This window comes from Pseudomonas sp. MWU13-2105 (assembly GCF_023242315.1).
GTDB lineage: Bacteria > Pseudomonadota > Gammaproteobacteria > Pseudomonadales > Pseudomonadaceae > Aquipseudomonas.
Window position 1 is genome coordinate 287,020 of sequence record NZ_JALLIY010000006.1, and the last position, 12,386, is coordinate 299,405.

Annotated in this window: 15 protein-coding genes and 1 pseudogene; 7 read left to right on the plus strand and 9 right to left on the minus strand. The window is 57.5% G+C overall.

Translation table 11 applies throughout. The features are described from left to right. Window position 1: 1 nt before the first annotated feature. The 5 genes from ccmE to ccmA are packed head-to-tail and all read right to left on the minus strand — an operon-like array spanning window position 2 to window position 2,731. Entirely contained in the window at window positions 2-457 is a 456-nt protein-coding gene (gene ccmE / locus M5B96_RS11040; protein ID WP_248796743.1) for a cytochrome c maturation protein CcmE, read from the minus strand. Then, window positions 454-630, minus strand: a complete 177-nt coding sequence (gene ccmD, locus M5B96_RS11045) for a heme exporter protein CcmD (protein WP_248796744.1) — start codon at window positions 628-630, stop codon at window positions 454-456. The genes ccmE and ccmD overlap by 4 nt, the downstream gene beginning before the upstream one ends. Next, complete coding sequence (locus M5B96_RS11050; protein ID WP_177145196.1) at window positions 627-1,385, minus strand: heme ABC transporter permease; 759 nt, start codon at window positions 1,383-1,385, stop codon at window positions 627-629. Before M5B96_RS11050 ends, ccmD begins: the two co-directional genes overlap by 4 nt. A 45-nt stretch (window positions 1,386-1,430) precedes the next feature. Next, window positions 1,431-2,099 (minus strand): heme exporter protein CcmB, encoded by a 669-nt coding sequence (ccmB, locus tag M5B96_RS11055; RefSeq protein WP_248796745.1) that lies wholly within the window; start codon window positions 2,097-2,099, stop codon window positions 1,431-1,433. Further along, window positions 2,096-2,731 carry a cytochrome c biogenesis heme-transporting ATPase CcmA gene (gene ccmA / locus M5B96_RS11060; RefSeq protein WP_248796746.1) on the minus strand — a complete coding sequence of 212 codons (636 nt, stop codon included), beginning with the start codon at window positions 2,729-2,731 and terminating at the stop codon, window positions 2,096-2,098. Before ccmA ends, ccmB begins: the two co-directional genes overlap by 4 nt. Window positions 2,732-2,924: 193 nt before the next feature. Here ccmA and M5B96_RS11065 point away from each other — a divergent pair, with 193 nt between their 5' ends. Both M5B96_RS11065 and M5B96_RS11070 read left to right on the plus strand, forming a co-directional pair. Then, the gene (locus M5B96_RS11065) at window positions 2,925-4,496 is read left to right on the plus strand and encodes a flagellar hook-length control protein FliK (protein WP_248796747.1); all 1,572 of its coding nucleotides are present in this window, start codon (window positions 2,925-2,927) and stop codon (window positions 4,494-4,496) included. After that, on the plus strand, window positions 4,493-4,822 hold the full coding sequence (locus tag M5B96_RS11070) for an EscU/YscU/HrcU family type III secretion system export apparatus switch protein (protein WP_103499449.1): 330 nt from the start codon (window positions 4,493-4,495) through the stop codon (window positions 4,820-4,822). The genes M5B96_RS11065 and M5B96_RS11070 overlap by 4 nt, the downstream gene beginning before the upstream one ends. A 64-nt stretch (window positions 4,823-4,886) precedes the next feature. Here the strand turns inward: M5B96_RS11070 and M5B96_RS11075 are convergent, their stop codons facing one another. From M5B96_RS11075 to M5B96_RS11085, 3 genes are all read right to left on the minus strand, one after another. Next, entirely contained in the window at window positions 4,887-5,654 is a 768-nt protein-coding gene (locus M5B96_RS11075) for a sulfite exporter TauE/SafE family protein (protein ID WP_248796748.1), read from the minus strand. Between the two features lie 275 nt (window positions 5,655-5,929). Beyond that, window positions 5,930-6,223 carry a hypothetical protein gene (locus M5B96_RS11080; protein ID WP_248796749.1) on the minus strand — a complete coding sequence of 98 codons (294 nt, stop codon included), beginning with the start codon at window positions 6,221-6,223 and terminating at the stop codon, window positions 5,930-5,932. Further along, window positions 6,210-6,842 carry a hypothetical protein gene (locus M5B96_RS11085; protein WP_248796750.1) on the minus strand — a complete coding sequence of 211 codons (633 nt, stop codon included), beginning with the start codon at window positions 6,840-6,842 and terminating at the stop codon, window positions 6,210-6,212. The genes M5B96_RS11080 and M5B96_RS11085 overlap by 14 nt, the downstream gene beginning before the upstream one ends. Window positions 6,843-7,398: 556 nt before the next feature. On the opposite strand from M5B96_RS11085, the pseudogene M5B96_RS11090 reads away from it, so the two are divergent. The 4 genes and pseudogenes from M5B96_RS11090 to M5B96_RS11105 form a co-directional block, all read left to right on the plus strand. Next, window positions 7,399-8,432: pseudogene (locus M5B96_RS11090) on the plus strand (type VI secretion system Vgr family protein); the annotation flags it as partial. 46 nt (window positions 8,433-8,478) lie between these two features. After that, window positions 8,479-9,150 (plus strand): hypothetical protein, encoded by a 672-nt coding sequence (locus M5B96_RS11095; RefSeq protein ID WP_248796751.1) that lies wholly within the window; start codon window positions 8,479-8,481, stop codon window positions 9,148-9,150. 3 nt (window positions 9,151-9,153) lie between these two features. Continuing rightward, complete coding sequence (locus tag M5B96_RS11100) at window positions 9,154-9,615, plus strand: hypothetical protein (RefSeq protein ID WP_248796752.1); 462 nt, start codon at window positions 9,154-9,156, stop codon at window positions 9,613-9,615. Continuing rightward, window positions 9,612-10,016: a lysozyme inhibitor LprI family protein gene (locus M5B96_RS11105; protein WP_248796753.1), complete on the plus strand. Its 405-nt coding sequence runs from the start codon at window positions 9,612-9,614 to the stop codon at window positions 10,014-10,016. Before M5B96_RS11100 ends, M5B96_RS11105 begins: the two co-directional genes overlap by 4 nt. Before the next feature lie 99 nt (window positions 10,017-10,115). On the opposite strand, the gene M5B96_RS11110 is transcribed toward M5B96_RS11105, so the two are convergent. Further along, window positions 10,116-10,871, minus strand: coding sequence for a spermidine synthase (locus M5B96_RS11110; RefSeq protein WP_103499669.1), 756 nt, complete (start codon window positions 10,869-10,871; stop codon window positions 10,116-10,118). Window positions 10,872-10,981: 110 nt separating this feature from the next. Between M5B96_RS11110 and M5B96_RS11115 the strand changes: the two genes are divergently transcribed. Continuing rightward, window positions 10,982-12,328, plus strand: a complete 1,347-nt coding sequence (locus M5B96_RS11115; protein ID WP_248796754.1) for a class II 3-deoxy-7-phosphoheptulonate synthase — start codon at window positions 10,982-10,984, stop codon at window positions 12,326-12,328. Window positions 12,329-12,386: the final 58 nt, after the last annotated feature.

The following is a 12,386-nucleotide window of genomic DNA, read 5'->3' on the forward strand; positions in this document are numbered from 1 at the left end:
ATCAACCCTCCTTGGCTTGCGTCGGGGCGGATTGACCGCTGTCCTTCAACGCCTTGGTGACTTCCGGCGGCATGTATTTCTCATCGTGCTTGGCCAGCACTTCATCGGCCACCACCACACCGGCGGCATTCAGCTTGCCCAGGGCAACGATGCCCTGCCCTTCGCGGAACAGGTCCGGGAGGATGCCGCGATAGGTAATGGTGACGGACTTGTTGAAATCGGTGACCACGAACGTCACGTCCAGCGAATCGCCGGAACGTTGCAACGAGCCTTTCTCGACCATGCCGCCGGCGCGAATCCGTGTGCCGTGGGGCGCTTCGCCATTGGCGATCTGGGTCGGAGTGTAGAACAGGTTGATGTTTTCCTGCAGCGCACTCAAGGCCAGGCCCACGGCGGCGCCGACGCCGACCAGGATGGCGAGGATGATGATCAGGCGCTTTTTGCGCAGCGGGTTCACTTGGCATTCTCCCGGCGCAGACGACGCGCCTCTTGTTGCAGGTAACGCCGCCGGGCCAGGATCGGCGCCGCGACGTTCAGGACCAGCACGGCCAGGCAGATGCCATAGGCCGACCAGACATACAGGCCGTGATGACCCATGGCGAGAAAATCGCCGAAAGTGGCAAAACTCATCGCGCCACCCCCAACTCGTTGAGGACTTCGGCCTTGACCCAACTGGCCCGTGCTTCGCGCTTGAGCACTTCAAGGCGCATGCGCAGCAATACCACGGCGCCGAAGAAACAATAGAAACCCAGCACCGTCAGCAACAGCGGCAGCCACATCTCAGCCGGCATCGCCGGTTTTTCGGTCAGGCTGAAGGTCGAGCCCTGGTGCAGGGTGCTCCACCACTCCACCGAGTATTTGATGATCGGGATATTGATCACCCCGACAATCGCCAGCACCGCGCAGGCCTTGGCGGCGCTGTCGCGATTGGTGATGGCGTTGCCCAGGGCGATCAGGCCGAAATAGAGGAACAGCAGGATCAGCATCGAGGTCAGGCGCGCATCCCAGACCCACCATGCGCCCCAGGTCGGCTTGCCCCAGATGGCCCCGGTGAGCAGCGCCACGGCGGTCATCCAGGCACCGATGGGCGCGGCGCATTGCAACGCGACGTCGGCCAGTTTCATCTTCCACACCAGCCCCACCACACCACAGACCGCCAGCATCACATAGCAGGACTGGGCCAGCATGGCTGCCGGCACGTGGATGTAGATGATGCGAAAGCTGTTGCCCTGCTGGTAGTCCGGCGGCGCGAAGGCCAGGCCCCAGACCACCCCGGTACCGATCAGCAGTACGGCGGCCACGCTCAGCCAGGGCAACAGGCGCCCGCTGATGCCATAGAACCATTTGGGCGAGCCCAGCTTATGAAACCAAGTCCAGTTCATCACGGTACATCCAAGGGTCTTCGCTGGTCATCAACGGACCAGACCTCATTATTCGCCGACGCTGATCTTCAGGCCAGCCGCTATTGCAAAAGGTGTCAGGGTCACCGCCAGGGCGGCCAGGCTGCCCAGCCAGAGCAGGTAACCCGTGGCCGGCATGCCCTGCAACGCGGCCTGCAAGGCCCCGCTGCCGAGAATCAGTACCGGGATGTACAGCGGCAGGATCAACAGCGCCAGTAACAGGCCACCACGCTTCAATCCCACCGTCAGGGCCGCCCCTACCGCACCGAGCAGACTCAGTACCGGCGTACCCAAGAGTAGCGATAACAACAGCACCGGCAAGCAGGCACTCGGTAATCCGAGCATCAACGCCAGCAAAGGCGCGAGCAGGACCAGGGCCAGGCCGGAAAAAACCCAGTGTGCCAGTACCTTGGCCAAAACCAGAAGCGCCAGGGGGTGCGACGAAAGGACCCACTGTTCCAGCGAACCGTCCTCGAAATCACTGCGGAAAAGCCCGTCCAGCGAGAGCAGGACGGACAACAGGGCCGCCACCCAGAGCAGGCCCGGAGACAAGGTTTGCAACATATTTGTCTCGGGACCGACCGCCAACGGGAACAACGCGATCACAATGGCGAAGAACACCAGCGGATTGGCCAGCTCCGCCGGACGACGAAACAACAGGCGTGCCTCACGGGCGAACAACAAGCCGAAGACACTCATGCGGCCCACCGCCCCAGGTCGAGATCGCGATAACCGGCCGGCACGCGGGCCAGGCTGTGGTGGGTGGTCAGCACGACCATGCCGCCGCGTTCGCAATGGCCGGCCAGGTGTTCTTCGAGCTGGGCGACGCCTTGCTTGTCCAGGGCGGTGAACGGTTCGTCGAGAATCCACAGCGGCGGGCTGTCCAGGTACAAACGGGCCAGGGCCACGCGGCGCTGCTGGCCGGCGGACAGGGTATGGCAGGAAACGTCCTCGAAACCGCGCAGCCCGACTGCCGCCAGGGCCTGCCAGATCGCCTCGCGGCCGGCCGGCCGATGCAGGGCACAGAGCCAACTGAGGTTCTCTTCGGCGGTCAGCAGGTCCTTGATCCCGGCGGCATGACCGATCCACAACAGCGTCCGCGCCAGCTCGCTGCGCTGGGCATTCAGCGGTTGCCCGTTAAGCTGTACTTCCCCGGCGGTCGGCTGCATCAGGCCCGCCAGCAGGCGCAACAGACTGGTCTTGCCACTGCCGTTGGGGCCGCTGATCTGCAACAGGTCGCCAGGACGCAGCTGCAATTGGAGGTGCTCGAAGAGCAGCCGCCCGTCCCGTTCACAGGCGAGCGCCAAGGCTTCTAGAAGAGGGCTGGTCAAATAATCGAGGCCTTTTTACAGTTCAAGTCGACACGGGCGCAGCCGTTAAAGTGAAGCAGAATAAATGCTTTTGCAGCTCGACCTACAGAGCTGTGTCAATTTTTGCGCTATTTTGGACACACTTCGGAGATAGACCGCATTATACATGCGATGCCCTACTCCAAAGAGGGCTATTTCGACAGGCTGCGACCCGATGACAGGCGAACTCACCATCCTCCCCCTGCCCCAGTTGATCCCGGCCAACAGCCGTCCGATGCTGCTGGCCAGCGAACTGCTGCAACTGACACCGCCGCTCGCCGGCCTGATCGCTCCCGGGCAAAGCGCCCAAGCCGAAGTCCTCTCCCTCAAGCAGACCGACCAGACCTTCCAGTTACTGCTCAAGGTCACCACCGACAACGGTCGCCAGACCACCGTACAGGCCAGCAGCAACCAACCGCTGCCAGAAGGCACCAGTGTCGCGGTGACCCAACCGTCGCCCGGCAACCTGGCGATCACCGTACAGCAGGCGCTGAGTGCCAGTATCGCCGCCCTGACCCGCCTGGATACCACACAACTGCCGGTCGGCACCTTGCTGCAAGGCAAGGTCATGACCGCCCAGTTACTGCCACAGACACCCGGACAGCCGGCGGTCTATCGCTCGTTGGTGACTCTGCTCAATACGGCCCTGAGCGGTACCACCCTGACCCTCGACAGCCCGCAGCCACTGCGCATCGGCAGCCTGCTGAGCGCCTTGGTGCAGGGCGCGCAGAGCCTGAGCCTGGTGCCACTGGCCGCCCGCCAGGACCAACTGGCGGTGGCCCAGCAACTGATTACCCAACAAGGTCGGCAAGGTTCGCTGGACAGCCTGATCAGTACCCTGCAGAACCTGCCCCGGAACGCCGACCTGCCCGCCGACCTGCGCGCGGCCATCAACACCCTGCTGGCGGACCTGCCCGACATCAACCAGTTGAGCAACCCCAAGGGCCTGGCCCAGGCCCTGCAAAACAGCGGACTGTTCCTCGAAGCCAATCTGTTGCAAGGGCAGAACCCGGCGCTGACACCCGACCTCAAGAGCAACCTGCTGCGCCTGATCGCCCAGATCATGCCGCAATTGCCCGGCAGCCCGAGCTTCGATCCCGCAATCACCGCCAGCCTGCTCGCGCGCGCCCTACCGGGTTTCGTCCGCAGTGCCCTGGGCACCCTCGGCCAGGTCGGCGAACCGACCCAGCCGATCAGTTTTCCCCTGCCCTCGCGCCTGCTGCAAAGCCTCACCGACGATGGCGACCTGGAAGGCCTCCTGCGCCTGGCCGCGGCCGCCGTTTCGCGCCTGCAAAGCCATCAGCTTTCCAGCCTGGAACAGACCGGGCGCACCCCTGAGGGCAATCTGCAGACCACCTGGCAACTGGAAATCCCCATGCGCAACCTACAGGACATCGTGCCTTTGCAGATCAAGATCCAGCATGAGGAAAAGGAGCCGACACACGAGCAGGAAAAACGCGAAAAGCGCGAGCAGAAGGAACAACTGTGGCGAGTGGAGCTGGCCTTTGACCTGGAACCGCTGGGGCCGCTGCAAGTCCAGGCACAGTTGGTGCGGGGCAGCCTGTCCAGCCAGTTATGGGCCGAACGTCCCTACACCGCCAGCCTGATCGCCAGCCAGCTGGGCGAGTTGCGTGAACGCCTGCGGGCCTCGGGCCTGAATGTCAGCGACCTCGATTGCCATCAGGGCACGCCCCCCCAGGGCAAGCAAACCCGACTGGACCAACGCTGGGTCGACGAAACCGCATGAAGAATCCCAACACTCCACGCCAGGCCATCGCCCTCAAGTACGACGGCCAGCAAGCCCCGACCCTCACCGCCAAGGGCGACGAGGAGCTGGCCGAAGCCATCCTGAAGCTGGCCCGCGACTATGAAGTGCCGATCTACGAGAATGCCGAACTGGTGAAACTGCTGGCGCGGATGGAGTTGGGCGACAGTATTCCGGAGGAGTTGTACCGGACCATCGCCGAGATCATCGCCTTTGCCTGGAATCTCAAGGGGAAATTTCCGGTTGGCCAGGATCCCAATGCGCCCCCTGTGGAGAAGGATATTACCGAGCGAGGGGAGGATTACTGATTCAGAATTGGATTGGGTAAAGGCGACAACCTGTTTTTTGTCGTTCACTGACAAACGGTTTGATTTATAAGAATATGGACACCCCCATCCTGCCAATGAGAAACACAAGTAAAATCAAAAAGAATATCCGAATAAAGCCACTTCCATAACGCAGCGCTAAAAAAGCCCCAGTGATAGAGCCTGCAATATTGCAGGCGGCAACGACTCCACCCAGGGTCCATAAAACGTTACCAGACGGGATAAAAAATATTAGCGCCGCGCTAAATGTTCCTAAATTAACCAACTTTGCTGAAGCGGATGCATTTAGAAAATCGAATCCAAAACACCTTACAAAAACAAAAAGCAGAAGGCTGCCGCTACCGGGTCCGAACACGCCATCATAAAACCCGATTAACCCACCCCAAAAAAACCCTAGCAAAGTTTCTTTCTTTCCGACTTGAATATTGGAACTGACCCGACCCAAGTCCTTTTTTACAAAAGTATAAGTAGCCATCACGATCAAAACAAAGAAAGCAACATACTCCATGAGCCTCTTGGGAACGAGCGAAACAGAGAGGGCGCCAAAGAAGGAAAATACAAAAGCTGAAATCATAATCGGAAGCATAAGCTTCCATATGATTTTTATTCTTTTGAGATAGGTGAATATGGAAGAAAAATTACCCGCTAAAACCGCCAGCTTGTTGGTTCCAAAAACCGTAGCCAAACTGTATTGAGGTAAAGCGTGTAAAAGTGCGGGTAGCTGTACAAGTCCGCCGCCTCCAACGGCCGCATCAATCAAGCCACCGCAAAAAGCAAAAAAACCCAACGCAATTAAGGCGTGCTCAAAATCCATATAAAATATCCTGCCAGGATTTGCATTCTTAAACCAGGTATTATTAAATTCGACCCAGCGGATATTCAGAGACTCCGACCAACTTACTATACGATCATAGAAGATCAATCGGAGTATATTATACCGACTAACATATAGCATGCTTAAAGCTGCCTGAGAAGGCCCTGGAGGCTTGGACATACGAGAATCCAAGATGAGTATCACTGACTTGTCGAGATCAAAGCCGCATGCAAAAAAATTGAATGCTTTTCCGACACGCTGATTGTAATCGAGCATTATTTTTTTAGGCGATCAACCTCAAATTTCAGGTCTACCGTTCGACCATAAGTTTGTGCTGCTGCCAAAGCATGTAGGCCGTGCTTGCTTTCTACTTCTCCAGCATGACCCAATACATATCCTTTTGCATTTCGCAGATTTTGAACGTTGCGACTCAACAAGGGATTGAAAGAAATAAGTTTTTTCTCAATGTATTGAGCGATGAAATTATATTCTCGCCCGCTCCAAAGCTCTGAAGCGATGGAAACCATCATAGCATCCATGATGGATTGTTTATGTTCAATAGAATTCAAGGGGGGATTTATGTTCCGCTACGCCAGTAGCGTAGAGGAATACAGAGAACTCTTCACACTCATCAACTTTATACTGACTTTCTACCCAGCCAGGAGCTCCAAAGGCCTCCGTCATATAACCGTACATGCCATCATGCCCCTTGTGCCCAAGGCCGAAATCATCTTTCGCAACCTCATGCATGTGTGCCATAACCTTATGGTATCCAGCTCGCTTTTCGGCAGATACGGATAGAGCATCCGCAGATAAACGCATGATAATTTTGGCAGAGACTAAGCTCGTTGTTTTGTGGGTTTCATTCCATCCATTGAAAAATTTCAAAACACCTGTGTCTGTCTTGTTTTTTCTGAGAAAGGCTTTAAATGTATTTTCGGCGTAAGTCTGAGCTTCTTGAGTGGTCGGATGGCAAAGTACTTCGTGCATTGCATTCTGAATCTCAGCTATTTGATCGACCTGCGCGAACAGGGGGCCCCTCCGAAAATTGTCGAATATAGCTCTACCTGGTATTTTTAAATTTCCGAGATGACGGGTTAACGCCTCAATAAAAATCTCACCAAACTGCTGCATCGATTTGTCTTGTTCAAATATCTCGAAGTGACTTTGCAATGATGTTGGACTCATGATTTCGCCTTTATTTTTGAGGTCTTAACCGGCAATCAGTCCGCTCCGAATAAAACGCCTCTACAATGTTTACTTTGTCCGAACGCGCACTGGACAATTTAAATCTAAATAGACACCCTCAATCATGTCAACACTTCAACATGAGACAAGTGCGCCCCCCAAGGAGTTTAACCAACCCTGAAAATACCGACACGTAAGATATTTCATACAACACGCGCAGCACGCAGTTCAAAGCAACCGTTCTATATTGCGTTTTCCCTGTAGGACCGACTGTCATCCAGACATATTTACTCCGAAACCAATTGCAACAATTGAATGGTCGTTTCTTCCTCCCACCCAAAAATCACCCCATGTATCAAGACGGCAATAAATATGTTGAGCGGAAGCCTGTTTTCACCTTTGCAGACCCGCCTTCCCGCAAAAATTTTTCCCTTATCCCTACATCCCCCTACAGCCCTTCAATACAAGAGCTTGTAGCCTGATTCTGATTTTGCTTTCCAGCATTCAACACCACCACCGACGGGTCCACACTTCGTGCTTTCCCCTTGCAGGAGGCACATTGGCAGCGAACCAAAGCCGTGCCGACAGCGATTTCCGCCAGGGCTACCGTAATACCTTTCTCGCCACCCCCTGGGAGATGTTCTTCCGTCCACCGCTGCAAGCGCGCAAATCCCGTCGGCTCAATACCCAGAGCGCCATCGTCACCGGCCCGCCCGGCGAAGAAATCCACTGCGACGAATATGGCCGGGGGAAGGTGAAGTTCCACTGGGACCGCTCGGACGAAACCGGTGCCCAAAGCAGTTGCTGGCTAGGGTAGCCTCCAGCTGGGCCGGGCCCGGTCATGGCGCCGTGACCTTGCCCCGCGTCGGCATGGAAGTGCTGGTGACCTTTCTTGAAGGTGATCCCGACCAACCGCTGATCACCGGCTGCCTGCCCAATCAGCGCCATCCGCCGACCTACCCGTTGCCGGCGCACAAGACCCGCAGCGTGTTCAAGAGCCGCAGCAGCCCTGGCGGTGGCGGCAGTAATGAACTGCGCATCGAAGACCGCAAGGGCGAAGAGCAGATCTACCTGCATGCCCAGCGCGATTGGCAACAACACATCGGGCGCAATCTCTCGGTCACGGTCGGCCATGAACGACATGAGAGCGTGGAAGCCAACAGCTACTGCGAGCTCAAGGCCGAGGAACACCACACCGTTCACCAGGACCGCCGCGTCGAGGTAAAAGGCGATGACAGCCTGTTGGTCGGTGGCAGCCAACAGGTAAAGGCCGGGCTGGGTTACTTCATCGAGGCCGGGCAGGAGATCCACCTGCGGGCCGGGGACAAGGTGGTGATCGACGCGGGGGAGCAACTCACCCTCAAGGTCGGCGCGCACTTCATCAAGCTCGACGCCAACGGCATCACTTTGAACCGACCCGAGGCGAACGAGGACGCGGGTATAGGCTCGGGGCCACAGATCAAGGGGCCGTTGCTGCCGGGAGCGGTGGAACAGGCGCTGCCGCCGTTGCGCCTTGAAACAGCCGTCGTCGACGGAGTGCCGGAACAACGCCAGAAAGAACTGGCGCTCGATACAGGTTTCTCCGACTGAGCCCCCCCCTTAACCCGGACAGGAATTCGCCGACGAGTGTGCCGCGATGACAGAGATATTCAGGACTGAAAACTGGTCATTTCCCTTAAAGGACGGAAATCAGGCCCCTTATGATCCTCACCGTGACGTCAAGGCCTTGGCAAAGGCCGAAGGCGGTTACTACCCATTGGGACGGCGAGGGCTTTGGCACGGAGGCATTCATTTCGATGAAGCCACGGGCCTGATCTCGGATAAGCGCGAGATCTCTTGTTTGGCCGATGGCGAGGTGATCGCCTATCGCATTGATGAACGCTATCCGGCTTCGAGTTTCGAGGGGCGCCCGGCGGTGTTTTCCAGCAGTTTTGTGCTGGTCAGACATCGGTTGCAACCACCACCGTTGACAGGCATCTCCTATGCACCTCCCGCGCCCACATTGACTGTTTACAGCCTGTACATGCACCTGCTGGATTGGGTGGGCTACCTGGCCAGCTCGGGGTTGCGCCGTCCCACGTTCTGGGGCGGGGGTGTTTATCGGGTCAAGGACAGTGCACAGGACAAAACACTCGGGTTGAGAATCCGGGCCGCCCCGAAAGATCATCCAGACCATGGAGTAATCCTCGCTGTCCTACCGCGGGGCACAACTGTCATGACCAATGATATTCCGGGCTCTCCTTATTACAGCCGCCATATCCATTGGCCCGGAAATGACCTATCGGGAGTAACGATAGGCCGCGATTAGGATATGGGAACAAGAAGCCAGTCTGAAATTCATAATCATATGCTTGCGGCAGGCATCCCCCATGTCCAGGCATCCAGACTCGCCGAGGCGGCTGGCCTAAAGGGCAGCCAGGCAGCTCAATTCGTCAATAATTACCGAACATCGATAGGAGATATCACACATCAACAAGAGCAGGCCCTCTTTGACTTGATTTACCCGTTTTACATCGATAGAGCGATAGCCAACTACAATAAATTGACAGAGAACCTAGCCGCACGGCAGCCGTGGGAATCGCTTCACCCCATCATCAGGGATATTCTTGTCGACTTCGTTTACCAAGGTTTTACCGCTGGCCCCAACCCGATGAAAGCCGGGATGAAAAACAACTTTTCCGAACTGATAAATTATATAGAAAACACACCCGCAATCAGCCAATACGAGCCGAGCCGGCAGCGAACGAACTATTTGAGAAAGTACCAGCAATGAACATTACTAAAAAAAAACCTGATTTTTTACTCCCTGCTACTTTGTGGTCGATCGCAGGTGGCGCCTACGCACTTGATTGCGAAAACATCATCGCCTGCGCACAGATTGACGCTTGTGCAAAATCAAAAAAAGAAAGTACGGACAAAACACTTAACGAAATCTATAAAAAACTGATCATTCGAATCAAAGAGCAATACGCCCCTGATCCCGAAGTGGGAGAGCGTTACCTTTCAAAACTCAGAAATTCCCAGCGCGCCTGGATAACGTTACGTGATGCGAATTGTGAGCTTGAATCCTTTTTAGCGGACCCGTCCTCTCCTGTCCATGAAACGCTCACCAACAACCGCATCACAAAAATGAGTCGGGAGCGATCAGCCTACCTGGACCAAACACAACCCTGACCCTGGCGGAAGCTGGCAAGAAGAAGCTTCCGCCATCGCCGATTGTGGCAATGCGCGGCCAACGCAAGCTTGCTCGCGATCCGCACACCCGCCTTCCACCTAGGTCGCCGGCCGAATCTCACCGATCAAGGTCTGCAACGAATACCCCAGACGCGGCGCCAGTTCATCGGCCCGGCTCTGCAACCCGCGCAGGTCCAGTTCCTGGTCGAGGTCCGCCGGCACGATCAGGATGACATTGCCCTCCTTCACCGGCAGCTCCCAGTAGTGTCGGTGATACAGCCCGCGCAACAACGCCGCGCCCAAGGGTTTGCCGTCATCGGTGGCCCATTGGTTGATCACCAGCCAGCCGCCAGGATTGAGTTTCTTCTGACAGTTTTCCAGAAAGCTCCAGGCCAGATGGCCGACACCGGGACCGACATCGGTATACAGGTCGACGAAGATCAGGTCCGCCGACTCAGCACTCTCCAGCAGTTCCAACGCATCGCCGACGCGGATATACAGGCGTGGATCGTCATCCAGCCCCAGGTACTCGATGGCCAGGCGCGGCACGTCCGGGCGCAGCTCGATGGCCTCGACATCCTCCAGCGGCAGAAACCGCAGGCAGGCCTGGGTCAGGGTACCGGCCCCCAGTCCCAGGAACAGCGCGCTTTCCGGTTCCTCATGGCACAAGGCCCCGATCAGCATGGCCCGGGTGTAGTCGTATTCCAGCCAACTGGGATCGGCGGTGAACACGCAGCTCTGCTCAATGGCATCGCCAAATTCGAGAAAGCGGTAATCGTCCACTTCAAGGACTCGAATCATGCCGAAGGCATCGTGCACTTCGGCGAGCAGACGCTCCACGCGCTCCTCAGCCATTTCATATCCTTGCAAGCGGGAAAAGCGCAATTGTCAGCCATGCCGACAGAGCAGGTCACGCACTAATTGCTGCTAACATGGGCCTCCCCCCGTCAATCCTCGAGTTCATGATGAGCCAACCCTGGAGCCCCGATAGCTGGCGTGCCCTGCCGATCCAGCAACAACCCCAGTACCCGGACGCGGCGCACCTGCTGCGAGTCGAGCAAAGCCTGGCCAGTTATCCGCCGCTGGTGTTTGCCGGTGAGGCCCGTGAACTGCGTCGTCAGTTCGCCGAAGTCACCCAGGGCCGTGCCTTCCTGCTTCAGGGCGGCGATTGCGCCGAGAGCTTCGCCGAGTTCTCGGCGGCGAAAATTCGCGACACCTTCAAGGTGCTGCTGCAAATGGCCATTGTCATGACCTTTGCCGCCGGCTGCCCGGTGGTCAAGGTCGGGCGCATGGCCGGCCAGTTCGCCAAACCGCGTTCGGCCAACGACGAAACCATCAACGGCGTGACCCTGCCGGCCTACCGTGGCGATATCGTCAACGGCATCGGCTTCGATGAAAAAAGCCGCGTGCCGGACCCGGACCGCCTGCTGCAGTCTTACCATCAGGCCACCGCGACCCTGAACCTGCTGCGCGCTTTCGCCCAGGGCGGCTTTGCCGACCTGCACCAGGTGCACAAGTGGAACCTGGACTTCATCGCCAACTCGGCCCTGGCCGAGAAGTACAGCCAACTGGCCGACCGTATCGATGAAACCCTGGCGTTCATGCGTGCCTGTGGCATGGACAGCTCGCCGCAATTGCGCGAAACCAGCTTTTTCACCGCCCATGAGGCACTGCTGCTGAACTACGAAGAAGCCTTCGTGCGCCGCGACAGCCTGACCAACGACTATTACGACTGCTCGGCCCATATGCTCTGGATCGGCGACCGTACCCGCCAGCTCGACGGCGCCCATGTCGAGTTCCTGCGCGGGGTGCACAACCCGATCGGAGTCAAGGTCGGCCCGAGCATGAACACCGACGACCTGATCCGCCTGATCGATATCCTCAACCCGGACAACGATCCCGGCCGCTTGAACCTGATCGTGCGCATGGGCGCGAACAAGGTCGGCGATCACCTGCCGCAACTGATCCGCGCCGTGGAAAGCGAAGGCAAGCAGGTGCTGTGGAGTTCCGACCCGATGCACGGCAACACCATCAAGGCCAGCAGCGGCTACAAGACCCGGGATTTCGCGCAGATTCTCAGCGAGGTCAAGCAGTTCTTCCAGGTGCACCAGGCCGAAGGCAGCTACGCGGGCGGGATTCATATCGAGATGACCGGGCAGAACGTCACCGAGTGCATCGGTGGGGCGCGGCCGATTACCGAGGATGGGTTGTCGGATCGTTATCACACCCATTGCGATCCGCGGATGAACGCCGATCAGTCGCTGGAGCTGGCGTTTTTGATTGCCGAGACGTTGAAGCAGGTGCGGCGTTGAGTCAGTAGGCTTTTTGTTGCCTGTGAGGGCCTCTTCGCGGCGGTGCGGCGAAGAGGCC